Annotated in this window: 18 protein-coding genes and 1 tRNA gene; 8 read left to right on the forward strand and 11 right to left on the reverse strand. The window is 58.7% G+C overall.

Going from position 1 to position 16,787, the window contains the following annotated elements:
• Positions 1 to 77: 77 nt before the first annotated feature.
• Entirely contained in the window at positions 78 to 668 is a 591-nt protein-coding gene (locus HPDFL43_RS11550; protein WP_156970261.1) for a hypothetical protein, read from the reverse strand.
• A gap of 70 nt (positions 669 to 738) precedes the next feature.
• Between HPDFL43_RS11550 and phaC the strand changes: the two genes are divergently transcribed.
• The 4 genes from phaC to radC all read left to right on the forward strand — a co-directional run bounded on the left by phaC (position 739) and on the right by radC (position 5,135).
• Positions 739 to 2,571, forward strand: a complete 1,833-nt coding sequence (gene phaC / locus HPDFL43_RS11555; RefSeq protein WP_007197523.1) for a class I poly(R)-hydroxyalkanoic acid synthase — start codon at positions 739 to 741, stop codon at positions 2,569 to 2,571.
• A 98-nt stretch (positions 2,572 to 2,669) separates the two neighbouring features.
• The gene (gene sfsA / locus HPDFL43_RS11560) at positions 2,670 to 3,392 is read left to right on the forward strand and encodes a DNA/RNA nuclease SfsA (protein WP_007197524.1); all 723 of its coding nucleotides are present in this window, start codon (positions 2,670 to 2,672) and stop codon (positions 3,390 to 3,392) included.
• A gap of 46 nt (positions 3,393 to 3,438) precedes the next feature.
• Positions 3,439 to 4,266: a type I methionyl aminopeptidase gene (gene map, locus HPDFL43_RS11565; RefSeq protein ID WP_007197525.1), complete on the forward strand. Its 828-nt coding sequence runs from the start codon at positions 3,439 to 3,441 to the stop codon at positions 4,264 to 4,266.
• Between the two features lie 71 nt (positions 4,267 to 4,337).
• Entirely contained in the window at positions 4,338 to 5,135 is a 798-nt protein-coding gene (gene radC / locus HPDFL43_RS11570; protein ID WP_156970412.1) for a RadC family protein, read from the forward strand.
• 35 nt (positions 5,136 to 5,170) lie between these two features.
• Here radC and HPDFL43_RS22375 read toward each other — a convergent pair whose 3' ends face one another.
• From HPDFL43_RS22375 to HPDFL43_RS21390, 6 genes are all read right to left on the reverse strand, one after another.
• The gene (locus tag HPDFL43_RS22375) at positions 5,171 to 5,941 is read right to left on the reverse strand and encodes a cryptochrome/photolyase family protein (RefSeq protein ID WP_342586333.1); all 771 of its coding nucleotides are present in this window, start codon (positions 5,939 to 5,941) and stop codon (positions 5,171 to 5,173) included.
• A gap of 77 nt (positions 5,942 to 6,018) precedes the next feature.
• Positions 6,019 to 6,729 (reverse strand): cryptochrome/photolyase family protein, encoded by a 711-nt coding sequence (locus HPDFL43_RS22380; RefSeq protein WP_342586334.1) that lies wholly within the window; start codon positions 6,727 to 6,729, stop codon positions 6,019 to 6,021.
• A gap of 200 nt (positions 6,730 to 6,929) precedes the next feature.
• The gene (gene tig, locus HPDFL43_RS11580; RefSeq protein ID WP_007197528.1) at positions 6,930 to 8,351 is read right to left on the reverse strand and encodes a trigger factor; all 1,422 of its coding nucleotides are present in this window, start codon (positions 8,349 to 8,351) and stop codon (positions 6,930 to 6,932) included.
• 594 nt (positions 8,352 to 8,945) lie between these two features.
• Positions 8,946 to 9,030 (reverse strand) — tRNA-Leu (locus HPDFL43_RS11585).
• A 151-nt stretch (positions 9,031 to 9,181) separates the two neighbouring features.
• Positions 9,182 to 9,790 carry a GDYXXLXY domain-containing protein gene (locus HPDFL43_RS11590; RefSeq protein ID WP_040449207.1) on the reverse strand — a complete coding sequence of 203 codons (609 nt, stop codon included), beginning with the start codon at positions 9,788 to 9,790 and terminating at the stop codon, positions 9,182 to 9,184.
• The gene (locus HPDFL43_RS21390; protein WP_007197530.1) at positions 9,790 to 10,902 is read right to left on the reverse strand and encodes a DUF2157 domain-containing protein; all 1,113 of its coding nucleotides are present in this window, start codon (positions 10,900 to 10,902) and stop codon (positions 9,790 to 9,792) included. The genes HPDFL43_RS11590 and HPDFL43_RS21390 overlap by 1 nt, the downstream gene beginning before the upstream one ends.
• Positions 10,903 to 11,166: 264 nt before the next feature.
• Here HPDFL43_RS21390 and HPDFL43_RS21675 point away from each other — a divergent pair, with 264 nt between their 5' ends.
• The 4 genes from HPDFL43_RS21675 (at position 11,167) to trmFO (ending at position 13,952) form a co-directional block, all read left to right on the forward strand.
• A complete protein-coding gene (locus HPDFL43_RS21675) occupies positions 11,167 to 11,307 on the forward strand; it encodes a DUF1127 domain-containing protein (RefSeq protein WP_007197531.1) in 141 nt (46 codons plus the stop codon).
• Between the two features lie 443 nt (positions 11,308 to 11,750).
• Positions 11,751 to 11,894, forward strand: a complete 144-nt coding sequence (locus tag HPDFL43_RS21680) for a DUF1127 domain-containing protein (RefSeq protein ID WP_007197532.1) — start codon at positions 11,751 to 11,753, stop codon at positions 11,892 to 11,894.
• Positions 11,895 to 12,209: 315 nt separating this feature from the next.
• A complete protein-coding gene (locus tag HPDFL43_RS21685; protein ID WP_007197534.1) occupies positions 12,210 to 12,353 on the forward strand; it encodes a DUF1127 domain-containing protein in 144 nt (47 codons plus the stop codon).
• A gap of 162 nt (positions 12,354 to 12,515) precedes the next feature.
• Positions 12,516 to 13,952, forward strand: a complete 1,437-nt coding sequence (gene trmFO, locus HPDFL43_RS11610) for a methylenetetrahydrofolate--tRNA-(uracil(54)-C(5))-methyltransferase (FADH(2)-oxidizing) TrmFO (RefSeq protein WP_007197535.1) — start codon at positions 12,516 to 12,518, stop codon at positions 13,950 to 13,952.
• Positions 13,953 to 13,955: 3 nt separating this feature from the next.
• Here trmFO and HPDFL43_RS11615 read toward each other — a convergent pair whose 3' ends face one another.
• From HPDFL43_RS11615 to HPDFL43_RS11630, 4 genes are all read right to left on the reverse strand, one after another.
• Positions 13,956 to 14,930, reverse strand: coding sequence for a sterol desaturase family protein (locus HPDFL43_RS11615; RefSeq protein WP_007197536.1), 975 nt, complete (start codon positions 14,928 to 14,930; stop codon positions 13,956 to 13,958).
• Positions 14,923 to 15,384 (reverse strand): hypothetical protein, encoded by a 462-nt coding sequence (locus HPDFL43_RS11620; RefSeq protein ID WP_007197537.1) that lies wholly within the window; start codon positions 15,382 to 15,384, stop codon positions 14,923 to 14,925. The genes HPDFL43_RS11615 and HPDFL43_RS11620 overlap by 8 nt, the downstream gene beginning before the upstream one ends.
• Positions 15,385 to 15,521: 137 nt before the next feature.
• Entirely contained in the window at positions 15,522 to 16,397 is an 876-nt protein-coding gene (locus tag HPDFL43_RS11625; RefSeq protein WP_007197538.1) for a phytoene/squalene synthase family protein, read from the reverse strand.
• A gap of 3 nt (positions 16,398 to 16,400) precedes the next feature.
• Positions 16,401 to 16,787 (reverse strand): Mth938-like domain-containing protein, encoded by a 387-nt coding sequence (locus HPDFL43_RS11630; RefSeq protein ID WP_007197539.1) that lies wholly within the window; start codon positions 16,785 to 16,787, stop codon positions 16,401 to 16,403.

The raw sequence follows: 16,787 nt of genomic DNA on the forward strand, positions 1-16,787 counted from the left end.
GGAATTCCCCGTTGATACTGGGCGATTGGGCGCGGTGTTACCGACGGTTTGCGGCCAATTCAGGCCGAACGCAAGATTTAATTCTCGATTTTTGACTGGGTATCGCGTGCATGGCTGTCTGCAAGTGCCCGCAACTGCCGCAGCCGCGCATCGTATTGAGCGCGCGCATCCGGAGTGGACGCCCGCGCTCGCAACAGCTCTGTCATCTCGGCTTCAGCAGCGATGCGTTCAGCCTCACTCAATTGCGTATTGGCTGCTGTCGGCACGCGCCCGAACGTGGGAAACTGTCCCGTTCGGCGGGCACCAGTGGTGACGAATTCCTTGTTCTCGACCGGGGCCGTCTGTTCAATCGGGATGATCGAAGCGATGCCCGGATTCCGCCGCGTCACCGAATCCTGATCCGCGGAGGAAGCAACTGCTGCCGCTTCTGCATCCGTCTCCTGCCCTATGACCGCGGGCTCGGAGGCTGGAACGACGGTCGGTGCGGCATCTTCAAGGGACGCTGTCTGGCAACCCGCCAAAACGATTGCCGCAAGCAGGCCAAACCACGGACTGTTTTTTCTTTGAAGGTTCACGTTCTTTTCCGGTCTGGCCCAGTGTTTGTCATGACAACGACAAAAAAATGACCGTATCAACAACACAATAAGCTTCAAGGTGTTATAAAACACATCAAGAAAGCCGGTTTAAGGCACAAGAGGGTTTGGAGGCAACCTCCAGACTGCGAGAGGAGGCGCTGCAATGGCGGACAGGGGCGAAAGCAAAGCGAAAGACGACAAGGCGGCCGACGATGGCTCCTCTGCCGAAGCCTACATCGTCAAGGACCCTGAAGCCTTCGCCCGAAATGTCGCCCGCATGCTCGAGGAACTGGGCAAGGCGGCCTCTGCCTGGATCGAACCACGCGAGAAAGGCGAGGTTGTAGACACCGTTTCCGAACCCATGGCCGATATGGTCAAGACCTTTTCCAAGGTCGGCGAATATTGGCTCTCCGACCCCAAACGCGCGATCGAAGCGCAGACATCGCTGCTCACCAGCTATTTCACGCTGTGGAGCGATTCGATCCAGAACATGTCAGCTCAGGAGAAGCCGCCCTCGGCCAAGGCTGACAAGCGCTTCTCGGACCCGGACTGGGAGAAAAACCCGTTCTTCGAATTTCTCAAGAACGCCTATCTGATCACGTCTGACTGGGCAAACAAGCTGGTGTCGGAGAGTGACGGGCTGGACGAACACACGCGCCAAAAAGCACAATTCTATGTCCGCCAGATTGCCAGTGCGCTCTCCCCGGCCAATTTTTTGGTCACCAATCCCGAACTCTACAAGGAGATGGTGGCTTCGGACGGCCAGAATCTGGTCCGCGGCATGAAGATGCTGGCCGAAGATATTGCCGCCGGCAAGGGCGAGTTGAAGCTGCGTCAGTCCGATGCGTCGAAATTCGCTGTTGGCGAGAACATAGCGGTTTCGGAAGGCAAGGTGATCGCTCAGGATGATATCTGCCAGATCATCCAGTATGCCCCAAAAACCGAGAATGTCCTGAAACGGCCATTGCTGATTGTCCCGCCATGGATCAACAAGTTCTACATTCTGGATCTGAACCCGAAAAAGTCCTTTATCAAATGGGCCGCCGAACAGGGCCACTCCGTGTTCGTGATCTCCTGGGTCAATCCGGACCAGCGCCACGCCAGCAAGGATTGGGAATCGTACTCGCGCGAGGGCATTTCCTTTGCGCTCGAGACCATCGAGAAGGCGACCGGAGAAAAACAGGTCAACGCTATCGGGTATTGTGTCGGTGGCACGCTGCTTGCCGCAACGCTCGCCCTGCATGCACAGGAGAAGGACAAGCGGATCGCCACGGCGACTTTCTTCACCACCCAGACCGACTTCACCTATGCCGGAGACCTTAAGGTCTTCGTCGATGAAGCCCAGATAAGCTCGATCGAAACGGCGATGAAGAAGAACGGCTATCTCGACGGATCAAAGATGGCCACCGCCTTCAACATGCTGCGCGCCTCCGATCTGATCTGGCCCTATGTCGTCAACAACTATCTCAAGGGCAAGGATCCAATGCCCTTTGACCTGCTTTACTGGAATTCCGACTCAACCCGGATGCCCGCCGCCAATCATTCCTATTACCTCAGGAACTGCTACCTCGAGAACAATCTCTCGCAAGGCAAGATGGAAATGGCCGGCAAGACGCTTGATCTCGGCGACGTCAAGATCCCGATCTACAATCTCGCGGCCAAAGAAGACCACATCGCCCCTGCCCGCTCGGCCTATATCGGCGGCAAGCTGTTTGGCGGCAACGTCACCTATGTGATGTCCGGTTCGGGCCATATCGCCGGCGTGGTCAATCCGCCCGCGGCAGGGAAGTACCAGTTCTGGAGCGATGGCCCCCAAGACGCCGAATTTGATGATTGGGTTGCCGGCGCCACCGAAACACCAGGCTCCTGGTGGCCGCATTGGCAGAAATGGATCCGGGCCAACAACTCCGATGAAGTGCCGGCCAGAGCACCCGGAGGCAAAAAGCTCAAGCCGATCGAGGATGCGCCCGGCTCCTATGTCAGGGCCCGGGTCTGAAAGGCCACACGCAAGGGATCCCACGTCCGTTACCATCCGGGCCAAACACCCGATGCGCCGGATTTGCCGCTTGGAGCAAAGCCTGCTATCCGCCGCCGATGAAATTTGACAGCCCGTTGATCCCCGCCACCCTGGTGCGCCGTTACAAGCGCTTCCTTTTCGATGCCCATCTGGAAAGCGGAGAGGCAATCACCGGCTCCTGCCCCAACACCGGATCCATGCTCGGCCTGACGACGCCGGGTTCAAATATCCATCTCACCGAGCATGAGGGCGGCACCCGCAAATACCGGCATGCGCTTGAACTGGTTGAGGCAGATGGCACCCTGGTTGGAATCAACACCGGCCGGCCCAACCGGCTTGTCGAAGAAGCCATTGCAAATGGCTTGTTGGGATCGCTGGGCACATACCAAATACTCAAGCGCGAACAGAAATACGGTGTGAACTCACGCATCGACATCCTGCTTGAGGATCCAAGTCTTGGGATGGCCTATGTCGAGGTCAAGAATGTCCATTTCAGGCGCGCCCCGGGTTTGGCAGAATTCCCCGACAGCGTCACAAGCCGGGGCGCCAAGCATCTCGAAGAACTCGGCGACATGGCCGAGGCAGGCCACCGCGCCATTATGGTATATCTGATCCAGCGCAATGACATCGATCGGCTCAAGATCTGCCGTGATCTTGACCCGGCCTACGCCACTGCTTTCGACCGTGCCATGAAACGCGGGGTTGAAGCTTGCGCAATACGATGCAAAATCACACCCAATCAAATTCTTGCCGACACGATGGTCTCCATTGAGGAACCCGGTGTAAACAGCGTAAACTGAACCCGAGCCGGAACGGACCGGCGGAATAAGACAAAGCGAGCCAGACATGGTCACCTATATCGATGCCAATTCGGCCCCGATGAAAAACACCGGACAAATCCGGCTCTACGGCCCGGAAGGCTTCGAAGGCATGCGCAAGGCCAGCCAGTTGACAGCGCGCTGCCTCGATGAACTGGTCTCACGCGTTAAGCCCGGGGTTACAACCAACGAACTCGACGCCTTCGTGTTTGAATTCGGACAGGACCACGGCGCCCTGCCCGCGACACTGAACTATCGCGGCTACACCAAATCCTGCTGCACCTCGATCAACCACGTGGTGTGTCACGGCATTCCAAACGACAAGCCGCTGCGTGAAGGCGAGGTCGTCAACATTGACGTGACCTATGTGCTGGACGGCTGGCATGGCGATTCAAGCCGGATGTACCCGGTGGGCGAGATCAAGCGTGCCGCAGAGCGCCTGCTCGACATCACCCATAGGTCGCTGATGCTCGGCATCGAGGCGGTGAAACCTGGCGCGCGCACCGGGGCCATTGGAGAGGCAATCCAGACCTACGCCGAATCCGAACGCTGCTCGGTGGTGCGTGATTTCTGCGGACACGGCCTGGGGCAACTGTTTCATGACGCGCCCAACATCCTGCATTACGGCCGCGCCGGCGAAGGCCCGGAAATGCGCCCCGGCATGATCTTCACCATCGAGCCGATGATCAATCTGGGTCGACCGCATGTCAAAGTGCTCTCTGACGGTTGGACCGCTGTGACCCGGGACCGCTCGCTCTCTGCACAATATGAGCACACAATCGGCGTGACCGAGACCGGTTGTGAAATCTTCACCCTTTCGCCAGCCGGGCTCGACCGCCCCGGTTTGCCTGCATGATATCACGCCGTCGCCCCGGTCTGAACAATGAAGGTCTCAATGAGGGCCTCAGCGATCAAGGCCCGGACGACATGCACGACCCCGTGCACCAGGACGAGCGCAGTTTCTTTGCCGAAACCCGCCCGGCGAAGACCGGTTCGGGCACGCAGCGCGGCCCGCAAGCAGCGGGCCTCAAATCCGACGGATCGCAAAGCCAGGACGAACACTATCATGGTCATCGCGACCGGCTCCGGCAACGCTTCCGCGAGGGCGGCGATCGGGCGCTGGCCGATTACGAATTGCTGGAACTGCTGCTGTTCCGGCTAATTCCCCGCCGCGACACCAAACCGATCGCCAAGGCACTTCTGGCCCGTTTTGGCTCTTTGCCGGAAGTGCTAGGCGCCCCGGTGCAGCTTCTCACCGAGGTCAAGGGCGTGGGTGACAGCGTCGCCACCGATCTCAAGCTGGTCGCCTCCATTGCCCATCGCATGCTCAAGGGTGAATTGAAGGGCCGGAAGGTGCTGGCGTCCTGGTCATCGGTGATTGAATATTGCCGGGCCGCGATGGCGTTCGAAACACGCGAGCAGTTCCGGGTGCTGTTTCTCGACAAGAAGAACGCCCTGATCGCCGATGAAGTCCAGCAGACCGGAACCGTCGACCACACGCCCGTCTACCCGCGCGAGGTGGTCAAGCGCGCTCTTGAACTCTCCGCCACCGCAATCATCCTGGTGCACAACCACCCCTCGGGGGACCCTACCCCGTCGCGTGCCGACATCGAGATGACCAAGCTGATCATCGAAACGGCCAGACCGCTGGGAATCACCGTGCATGATCACATCATCATCGGCAGGGACGGTCACGCCAGCCTCAAGGGTATGAAGCTGGTCTGAGCACTCAAATTCCGTCTAGAGGGCCTGCACGCCCCTCAGGCGGCCTTCATCTCCGGTCCATCCAGAAACCGTTGCGAATCCGCAGCAATCGCCTCCCGTTTTGCCTCGGGCATCTTCGCCAGCGAGCCCATGATCAGGCCCATGCGGTGGTTGGAGCTGAGAACCTCCTGATTCTCAATGAGGAAATTCCAGTAGAGGTAGTTGAATGGACAGGCATCCTCACCTTGCTTCTGCTTCACCTTGTAGCGGCATGAACCGCAGTAATCGCTCATCTTGTTGATGTAGGAACCCGATGCCGCATAGGGCTTGGATGCAAGGAATCCGCCGTCAGCAAACAGCGCCATCCCAACGACATTGGGCATCTCCACCCATTCATAGGCGTCGAAATAGACAATCAGGAACCATTCCTGTACGTCGCGCGGGTCAATGCCCGCCAGCAAACAGAAATTTCCGATCACCATCAGCCGTTGGATATGGTGGGCATAGGCATTGGCCCTTGTCTCGGAGATTGATTGCGCCAGACAGTTCATCCCAGTCTCGCCGGTCCAGAAGAAGTCCGGCAGCGGCCGCGACGCCGACAACGCATTGGCGTGCGCGTAATCAGGCATCTTGAGCCAATACACGCCGCGGATGAATTCGCGCCAGCCTATGATCTGACGGACAAAACCCTCGACCGCATTGAGAGGCGCGTTGCCGTTCCGCCAGGCCTCCTCGGCGCGCTCGCAGCAGAGGCGGGGATCGAGAAGACCACAATTGATCAACGCCGACAAATGGCTGTGAAACAGCAGTGGCTCGTCCTGCTTCATGGCATCCTGCCAGTCGCCAAATCCCGGCAAACCATGTTAAATGAACCATGAAAGATAAGACTGAGCGTCTTCCCCACTCACCGGATAATCGAACGGCTCCAGGTCGCCAAATGCCCGGAAAAGCGTTTTCCAACCAGCTCAATCACTTCCCGGGTGACCTGATCCGGCTCAAAGCTCGGCCGATGTGGGATGGAAATGCCGTCAGGAAGCGCCTTGCGGTTTTGAGAATCGAAATTCCATTCGCCCCCCGCCGGTTCATCCCCTTCCATCAGATAGCCGGTGCGCCGACGCATATCGCGGTAGAAGTACTCCATCCGCAGCGTTTTGGGATGCGAGCCGTCTTTCCGGGTTGCCCAGGCGACAAAGTCCTCGTGGCTTGACAGAAAGCGGTCATCCGGCCGAATTTCCAGATCCACATCCAGCTCTTCACGCCAGCTCTGCGCAGCCTCCAGCACCCGCCACTCCGACGGTTCTGTCATCACCACGCGGCTCACATCACGGCGTTTGGCGGACTGTGCAAGCGCGCCACCGAAATTCCCCGGATTGTCCGGGGCATCGAGCGCCAGGTAATCGACGGTGAAACCATCATCACGCAAGGCCTGAGCGAAATGCCGCATTGCAGAGAACAGGAATGCAATCTTCTTCTTATGATGGCGAACTGATGTCGCCTCGTCCATGACTTCCGCCATGAAGATGATGTCGCGCCCGCGATCCGCATCCGCTAGGCTTGAGAGACCGCGAGACAGCTGATCCCCAAGCACAAAGCGCAAGACCTGACGTTCCGACATGTTCTGGACTCCTGTTTGAGCACCGGCGTTGCGTCACCTGGGCGACGTCACAACCGCCGCTGCCCTCGGTTACGCAGTCCGCTGCACAATGGTTCAAGCGCGCACGAAACTTAAATCCCTGATCTGACACGAAAAACGGCCCCAAACGAAAAACGCCGGGCTCAAGGCCCGGCGTTCAGTCTGGTTCCAAGTCAGAAGGCCTATTCGGCCGCCGCGTCGTCCTTCTTTGCGGCTTTCTTCTTGGCAGGCGCCTTTTTCTTCGGCGCGGGCTTCGTTTCGGCCTCGGCCTCATCATCAGCCATCAGCTCTTCCTTGGTCACCGTCTTGTCCGTCACGTCGATGACGGTCATTAGGTGATCAATGGTCTTTTCTTCAAAGATCGGAGCACGCAGCGAAGCGACTGCACCGGGGGTCTTCTGGAAATATTCGTAGATTTCCTGCTCCTGGCCGGGGAACTTGCGGACCTGTTCGAACAGCGAACGCTGCAGTTCCTCATCGCTGACCTGGATTTCCGCGCTTTCGCCAATCTTGGAGAGCACCAGGCCCAGGCGGACACGCCGTTCGGCAAGCTTGAGGTATTCCTCGCGGGCTGCCTCTTCGGTGGTGCCTTCATCGTCAAAGGTCTTGCCGTTGTCGGCAAGCTCCTGATTGATCTGACGCCAGATGTTCTCGAACTCGGCATCAATCAGCTTCGAAGGCGATTCGAACTTGTGCGCGCTGTCGAGCTGATCAAGGATCTGCCGCTTCACCTTCTGCCGGGTCATCTGGCCATACTGGCTCTCGATCTGCGACTTGACGATTTCGCGCAGCTTTTCAGCGGAATCGAGACCAAGCGACTTGGCAACTTCATCATTGATTTCCAGTGCGCCCGGTGCGGCGATCGCCTTGACCTTGATGTCAAAGGTCGCTTCCTTGCCGGCCAGATGTGCGGCCTGGTAATCGGCCGGGAACGAAACGGTGATGACCTTCTCGTCGCCAACCTTGACGCCAACCAATTGCTCTTCAAAGCCGGGAATGAACCGGTTGGAACCGATCACGAGTTCGGCATCCTGATCGGCGCCGCCATCAAAGGCTTCTCCGTCAACCTTGCCGAGGTAATCGATGGTCACCTTGTCGCCATCGGCGGCCTTGCCGGTCTTGGGCTCGTAGGAACGGCTGTTCTCAGCCACCCGGAGCACCTGCTCCTCGACTTCTTCATCGGAGACTTCGACAACTTCGCGGACAACCTTGAAGCTCGAGGGATCAGCCACTTCGAACTCGGGAATGACTTCGTAAGCCATTTTGAATTCGAAATCGGCCTCGCATTTGAGGATGCTCTCGGCTTCCTTCTCGTCTTCCGTCATGGAGATTTCAGGCTGGGTCGCAGCCTTCTCACCACGATCCGAAAGGATCGAGGTGGGCTTCTCCTGGATCATCTCGTTGACCATCTGCGCCATCATCGAGCGGCCATAGACCTTCTTGATGTGCGAAATCGGCACCTTGCCAGGACGGAAGCCCTTGATCTGCATCTTGCCCTTGGCATCCGCGAGCTTCTCGTTGAGCTGCGCTTCCATGTCCTTGGCGGGGACAATGACCTTCAATTCGCGCTTCAGCCCTTCGGCAAGCGTTTCGGTAACCTGCATGTTCAAACCTTCATTTCCTCGCGACTGCGACCGTTCGGGTTGGCCCCGCGACTGGGCCGGTTATCCGGCGTCGCTTGTGGCATTTTCTTGATTGGCTCCGGACCGGCAGCGCCGGCTGACGCCACATTGTCCGGATCGGGCCGGACTGCCATTTCGTGGCGGCCGGAACGAACCAAAAGGGGTGCGGCCACCTCGCCTTCATCGCATCCACAGCCGCCGCCAATCCGGCGGCAATGGGTCGATCAGCGGTGTTGTCCGCAGCTTCGAAAACCAAGCTTTTTGCAGTCCGGGGCATGATTTGCTCCGCAAAACATACCCACATTTCCACAATCAGCCGTCCCGGCGAAGCAAGGCTCCGCCAGCTAGCCCCCGCACCTATGCGATTTCACCTGAAATGGCAAGCCTAACCCGCCCTGTGTTGCCGGGCTGCAAGCGGAAAAGCCATGCCGGGCTAAAACCGCATAAAGCTGAAGCATTGTATCACCAAACGCTTTCCTGCCGCGTGGAAAAAGCCGACAGCGCCAAGACAAAATATGCCAGCCCCTCCTCCCCTGAAGGCGAGGCAGCACAATCAACAACCAAATGGAAAGAAAATGGTGCGGGTAGAGAGACTTGAACTCCCACGCCTTGCGGCACCAGAACCTAAATCTGGCGTGTCTACCAATTTCACCATACCCGCACGAAACAGCCCACGCCCGCATCTGAGCAAGCACATCCTGTTCGCGGAGGCGTCTATATCACCGGCATCGCGGAGGTCAAAGCCAAAATCACGCAAAGGCAGCGCGCATTCTTCCACGACAAACCAAAGGCTGCACCCTTGCTCGCCAGCTTCAGTAGAGCGGCTCTTCATAAAGAGTTTCACCATCGATCATCAGGCGGGCAATTTGCGGCTCACCCCGATCTGAAACGCGGACGGCGACAGTGGTGCGCCCTTCATTGCGCGCCTTCTCGATTTCCAGCCCTTCACCCTCGGGCACATAGTACCGCTCGATGCCAAACCTGAGATTGGGAACTTGATTGACCCTCCCTGACGGTTCAGGCACCCAAATCCGCAACGGCCTCGACTGCAGCGCAACCTCTTCATCTGCAAGCCCTGTGGGCGCGGAAAAATGCACCGATCTTGTGGAGAAGATCCCGTTGTCATCCGGCGCCAGCACCAGCCACACCGTTGAAACGGTGTCTCTGGCCGGCCAGCCACCTTCAACCAGGCTTTCGTCGACTGACGATATGCCGCCGCCATAGCGCAGCCTCACATAATCGCCGCGCATCAGATCCCTTGGATCGATCGGCTCGACCTGCAATAGGATCTCCTTGCCGTCTCGAAGGATGGCGGCGCGGCTCTCTATCATCAGCGCCAGCGTCCCGATCAGAAAGCAACAAGCGATGACGCCGGCAATCACCGGGTTTAACGGGGCACGTAACACTCCAACGAAGTCCATCAATTGCCCTCCTGCCCGGCCTGGAAGCGTTTTTCGATTTTCATGACCAGGAATGCGATGATCGCCAGGGACACACCGCCAACAAACAGAAAGCCCGAGCTCCCGAGCAGCGAGCCGAGCGTTTCGGAGACAACATAAAGTGTCTCCGCTGCAAAAGCGAAATAGGCAAAGCGCCGGATCAACCTGTTGGCGCGCCCCGAAACCATGAGAACCACAATGCTGATGACGAGAATGACCGCCGCCACGACAATTTCATAGGCAAGGCTGGAAGCGTTCAGATCAATCTGAAGGATCGCCAGCCCGGAAAGAAGCATCACCGCTCCATAGGCAGCGACGGACCCGTGCCGATCTATCAACGCGCCAAGCCCTGACGGCGGGAACGCACCCAAGAGAAATGCCAGGGCGCCCAAACCAATCAGCAAATGCTCAGACGGGACACCGAAAAGGTTGTAGCAAACCCACAGGACCCAAAAGACAGACAGAATAGCGGCCAGATGGCCTGCAATCACCGAACGAGAACGCCACGCGGCAATGCCGCAGCCCAAACTTACAGCCAGTGTCGCAACGGCCTGGGATGCCGTAAGGACATCTGTGGCACCGAAATCATAGGCGGTGACTTCTGCAAGCAGATACCCAAGTCCCAGAAGCCCGGCCCCGATAGACGCCAGCGGAGATGAAAAACCGAGCGCCACAACCAGGGCGCCGACACTCCACGCCAGCATGAAGCCAGCTTCATCACCGCTGATGTGGTACATCTGACCGATAAGGGCGATGCCGGCGCCATAGGTAAGGAGCGTGAAGATCAGTGCGGAATCGCAGATCCACTTCGCGTCCCGTTGCCTGGCCAGCACCGCCGCAACAACTCCAGCCAGGATCAATGCCGCAATCATTGCCACCCGGTAGATCCGTGCAATGGCCTCCCAGTTGGCGGCCACCAATGCGATCACCGCAGCCCCAAGCAGCACTGCAGCCAAAACCGCCAGAACACCGGAGAGACTGAAACCGGTATGTCTGCGGTCGTGATCAGCAAGCAGACGCTCCCCCAGACCCGGCTCCAGCAGCCCGTTTTGGCTCCATTGCTCGATCTCCCGAGCAAGATATCTGCGCAACACTTTGAGTACCCTCGTATTTTGCTCCGGAGAGCTTACATCACCGCCGGACGCAAGCAATGCCGACAATCAAGGCATTTTCGCCGAGCCCATGAGGCAATTGCACAGCTCAAAGGCAAAAATGTACGAAACAACACTCAGCTATGCACTGGGCGTATGTCTTCTATGAATTTTTTGCACTGCACAAATCGATTGAATCGACCTATCTTCAAATCATCGAAACGCCACAGGGCAAATCGGAAACAGCCGGAACAAAGGAGCGCAGACATGAAATTGACCCACTCCTTCGCCAGCTGGCGGAAATACCGCGAAACCTGCGCCGAGCTGAACAAGCTTTCCGAGCGCGAGTTGAGCGACATCGGCATGGTGCGGGAGGACATTCCTTTCGTAGCGCGCCGGGCAGTATAGAAATTCAAGAATTCGGAGCGGCCTCCTCCTCCTCCCAATAGCCGCTTCGATGTGACTGACGTTCATCCTCCTCCCGAGCGTCAGTCTTCCAAAATGGCGCCCACCGGATCCTCCTCCCCCGGTGGGCGTTATTTGTTTCAGCTTCCAAAAATTCTGATCTCTCCACGACTTCCGGTTCAACTCCGATAGACCATTCATGCCGTGGCCCCGACCACAAGGGCGATCCTCTTGTGCGGGCATACCCGACAACATGAGCTCTTGAGGCCAAGCCCGCAAAGACCGGATTTTTACGTTTCAGAACAAGCTCTTGTTAATGTGCCTTGCATCAGACGCATGCCCCCTATGCGATCTTTTGCACTGCACAATCCGATCAAAGCCCCCTATATTAGGATCAACAAAACACAGAGCTGAGCGATCAGCCCACAACCGAAAGGACCAACCCAATGAACTTCCGTAAGGCTTACCAGGACTGGCGCGAATACCGTAACACCGTCAACGAACTCTCCCGCATGTCTGAGCGTGAACTCAACGACCTCGGCATCTCCCGCGGCGACATTCCCTTCGTTGCACGCCGTCCCGGCAACTAAGACCAAAGAAAACTGCCCGGCCCTGCCGGTCACTCAAAACGGCGCCCTGGAGACAGGGCGCTGTTTCTGTTTCGGGGCCTGCTTCGCAAGCCGCTGATCCAGCGGGCCACGCCTCGCCGCAAAATCATGATTGTCCCACCAAACAAGACCGCACAAATTTTCAGCACAGCTTGAACCTGCCTCCACCAGGATCGAGCCATTCTGCCATTGCATATCTGGCTTGTGTTTATTGCTCTGCACAATTCACGTGCAATCGCCTATATATGATGCATCAGATTGACAGCCCCGCATGGGGGCTAACCCGAGGAAACCGAAATGAACATCATTAGCAAAGCCCGCAGCTGGATGAAGACCCGTCAGACCGCCCAGCAGCTTGCAAACCTGTCCAACGAAACCCTGGCTGACATCGGCCTGACCCGTTTCGACATCGACAACGTCGCACGCGGCATCCGTCGCTAAGACAGTTTGATATACTGCTTGAAAGCGGCGTCCTTCGGGGCGCCGTTTTTGTTTGCCGGGCCCGGCCCCCCTTCGCCCGCAGACGACCCACCTGTTACCCGATCCCACCCACTGCCACAAAACACCTTTGAGCGGCCCGGTTGCTCGTGTTAAACGGACGCCATGAACAAAAGCGACACGTCCAACTCCCCCATTCATGTCATCGGCGGTGGCCTGGCAGGCTCTGAAGCCGCCTGGCAGATTGCCCGGCGCGGACTGCCGGTTGTCCTGCACGAAATGCGGCCCGTGCGCGGCACCGATGCACACAAGACCGACAGTCTTGCCGAACTGGTCTGCTCGAACTCGTTTCGTTCCGATGATGCCGAGAACAATGCGGTGGGCGTCATCCATGCGGAAATGCGCATGGCAGGCTCGCTGATCATGAAATGTGCCGACGCCAACCAGGTGCCGGCCGGTGGCGCGCTTGCAGTTGACCGTGAAGGCTTCGCCCGGGCGGTCACCGACGCGATCGAGGCCGAGCCTTTGATCACCATTGCCCGGGAGGAAGTCTCGGGATTGCCACCGGCTGAGTGGGACCAGACCATCATTGCCACCGGCCCTCTCACGGCGCCTGACCTCGCCGAGGCCATACGGGCGGAAACCGGCAAGGATGCGCTGGCCTTCTTCGACGCGATCGCTCCGATCATCCACACCGATTCCATCGACATGTCGGTGTGCTGGTTCCAGTCGCGCTATGACAAGGTCGGCCCCGGCGGCACTGGCAAGGACTACATCAATTGTCCGATGGACAAGGATCAATATGACGCCTTTATCGATGCGCTGATCGCAGGCGACGTCACCGGCTTCAAAGAATGGGAAGGCACGCCCTATTTTGATGGCTGCCTGCCGATCGAGATCATGGCCGAGCGCGGCCGCGAAACACTGCGCCACGGCCCGATGAAGCCGATGGGCCTGACCAATGCGCACCAGCCGGACATCAAGCCCTATGCGGTGGTCCAGCTGCGCCAGGACAATGCGCTGGGCACGCTCTACAACATGGTCGGTTTCCAGACGAAACTGAAATACGGCGCGCAGGCCGAGATCATCCGCATGATTCCAGGCCTGGAGAACGCCGAGTTCGCCCGGCTGGGTGGCCTGCACCGCAACACCTACCTGAACTCGCCGCTGTTGCTTGACGGCAGCCTGCAACTCAGGAGCCGCCCCGGGCTTCGCTTTGCCGGACAGATCACAGGCTGCGAAGGTTATGTCGAAAGTGCAGCCATGGGACTGCTTGCCGGCCGTTTCGCCGCAGCAGAGCGCAATGGCGAACTCCTGGCCCCGCCGCCGCCGACAACCGCCTTCGGAGCGCTGCTCAACCACATCACCGGCGGACACATTCTCAGCGACGATGAACCGGGCAAGCGTTCGTTCCAGCCGATGAATGTCAATTTCGGCCTTTTCCCGCCACTCGACCCCGGCGCCATTGTCCGCCCCGAAGGCGGCGGCCGTTTTCGCGGCAAGGACAAGGCAAGAGCAAAAAAGCAGGCGCTGGCTCGCCGCGCTCTCACAGATTTTGGCACATGGTTGGATCAACCCGGCATTCGCGACGCAGCCGAATAGCGATTATTGTGCTGGCGCAACCCGGCGGACGCCCGTGGCAGCCTCAAGCGCCGGAAGCCCGGGCATTCCCGCAGCGTCAGGGTTGAGCGCGACATAATCGGCCTTGAGCGCCTCCGAATCCTTGCGTGAGCCGTCATGGCTCCAGCCAGGTGGGGCGAACAGATAGGCAAGCCTTTCGGTCACCGACAGCCCTGGCTGAAATGCATCCTTGAACATGTCTGTCCATTCGTGAAACGCAACCTTCACGGGATTGAACGTGCCGATGTTCTTGACGATGCCGTAATGTGGCATGTCTTCGTCGAGTTCGGGCACGAACGTGCCAAACATCCTGTCCCAGATGATCAGCGTGCCGGCATAGTTTGAATCAAGATAGCGCGGATTGGTGGCATGGTGCACCCGGTGATGCGAGGGCGTGTTGAAGATCGCCTCAATCGGCTTCCACATTTTTCCGATCACCTCGGTGTGGATCCAGAACTGGTAGACAAGGTTCAGCCCCCCGACGAACAGCAGCAACACAGGATGAAACCCGAGAAGCGCAAGCGGAATCCGCAGGATAAACATTCCCGTGAATGTGCCCGTCCAGCTCTGGCGCAGCGCGGTGGAGAGATTGTAGTGCTGCGAGGAATGGTGATTGACGTGCTCCGCCCAGACCCAGCGGCACCTGTGCGCGATGCGGTGGTACCAGTAGTAACGCAGGTCATCGAGTACGAAACACAAGGCAATCACCCACCAGGAGGTGCCCAGATCCATGATCCGGAACTCCCAGGCCCACATCAGCACGCCGAAGGCGATGAAGCCGAGCAGCAGGCCGGAGACCACATTTCCCACGCCCATCAGCAATGATGTCAGCGTGTCACGGGTTTCGTAGTCACCGCGGCGCTTGAGAAATCGGATCACCACCAACTCAAGCAGAATCGCGATCACAAAGAACGGAATCGCCAGCTGCGTGACATCCGGAAAGTCCTTGAGGTCAGGCATTTCCTTCCTCTTCCTCCGGATCTGCGAATTTCGGGCTTGCAAGCGCCAAGCTGTCCACCAGCCAAAGCGACACCTCCGCCGCCTGCTCGGTCGAGGCAAACACATACTCGCCGCCACGAAGGGTCGAATCATTGAACTCGATCCTGAGCCCGGGCTTGTCCTCAAGCACCTCCACGCTCAGCGTGCCCGGAACAATCAATCGCGCAACATAGTGGCGCCCCATCGCCTGCAGAAAGCCGGTCTTGCCGTCAGCAAGCCTGAGAAAGCTTGCCTCCCCATCCTTTGTCATAGTGACCGAACGTACCGGTTCGCCGGGATAGGCGCGGGCAAACTCTATGAGAGCCTCACCTGGGTCACGGTTGTCACTCTCCCGCGATGCGCTGGTGTAATGCACCGCACCGATCACCAGAAGCACCCCAAAGGTGACCAAGACAACCAGAACACCAAGGCTCATTCAATTCCTCCATGCAACGCAGCCCCAAGCCGCGTATTTCCAGAAACTATGCAGCGAGCCTACGCGTCAAGCAAGCCATGAGCAGGAAACCACAAACATGCTCCCTGCCCGAGGCCGCAATCGCGCCACCAAATATGTCAGATGCGTCCGCTGCGGGCTGCGCGCCACAGCCGCCACTGCCGCCGCCATTGCGACGGACGTGGCGACGTTTCCATACAGCCGGATCCGAGTGTTTCCGCCCGTTTGAGCACAGGCTCAACCAGCGCCATCGGCAGATAAGCCGGGCGCATTTCGGAAGCAACATCGCGCAGGGCGTCATGCGCCTTTGAAAGGTGATCACGGCCAAAACCCGCAAAAGCGCGAACCGCCGCGTCAATGGCCTTCCTGTTCTCACCGGCGAGCAGGCTGTCGCGGTCAAGCCCGGTCGCCGCCAGCAGATCCCCGGGGATGAACACCTGCCCGCGTGCCTGGCTGATCGGCAACAGCATCAAATGCCCGGCCACGGCCTGCGCCACCCCCGCATGTCCGCTGGCCGTTGCAGTCTTTGCCGAGGCATCCGCATCGAGAAGGAATGCGGAAAGCTGCAACAAGGCTGATGCGGTCTCACCGGCATAGCCCTCATAGCTGGAGCGGTCGGGCATCGGATCGTCATAGAGGTCGAACACCCGCGCTTCGCACATGCCGGCAAGTGGCGAAAGCGGCAGTCGGCGGCGCGCGATCAGCTCAAGCAGCTGCGACGCCAACGGATGCGCTTCGGCTTCCCCAAGGCGTTCGCCGTCCAGCACTTCGCGCCACCATTGCAAGCGGATTTCTCCCGGCAACGGTTCGCGGATCCGGTCACGGATTGCGGCAATCTCGGCATTGAACAGCAGCAGCGTTGCGATGTCGTCCTGAGCAGCCTCCGGCACCAGCAAGAGCGCCAGATACCGGTCGATATCGACCGCGCGAAGCGCTTCGAATCGCGACCGCCTGAGTTCGGTTGACTGACTTTGCGAGAGACCGGCGCCGGCCATAATTCAGACGGCAATCAGCGCGGCGGCCACCGCGCGCGATTCGGCCAGCATCACATTGAAGGTCCGCACCGCCGCTCCGGTGCTCATCGGATCAGAAGACACATTGGCACCGCGAAGCGCTGTCTTCAGCTCCGCCGGCAATGGTCTGATCGACAGTCCCGTCCCGACCAGCAGAAACTCGATGTCGGCAGCTTCGGCCAGAACCCGTTCGAAAAGCTTGATATCGAGCACGTCACCTTCCACAGCGTCCCAGCCATAGATGCCCGAAGGCAGGCAAAGGATCGAGCCGCGGTGCGACATGTCGGCAAAACGGAACCCGCCATTGCCATAGGCATCGATGCCGGACCGGCCCGGGAAATGAGCTTCGCGAATCTCGATACCCTGGCCCAC

The sequence above is a fragment of the Hoeflea phototrophica DFL-43 genome, from assembly GCF_000154705.2.
Lineage (GTDB): Bacteria > Pseudomonadota > Alphaproteobacteria > Rhizobiales > Rhizobiaceae > Hoeflea > Hoeflea phototrophica.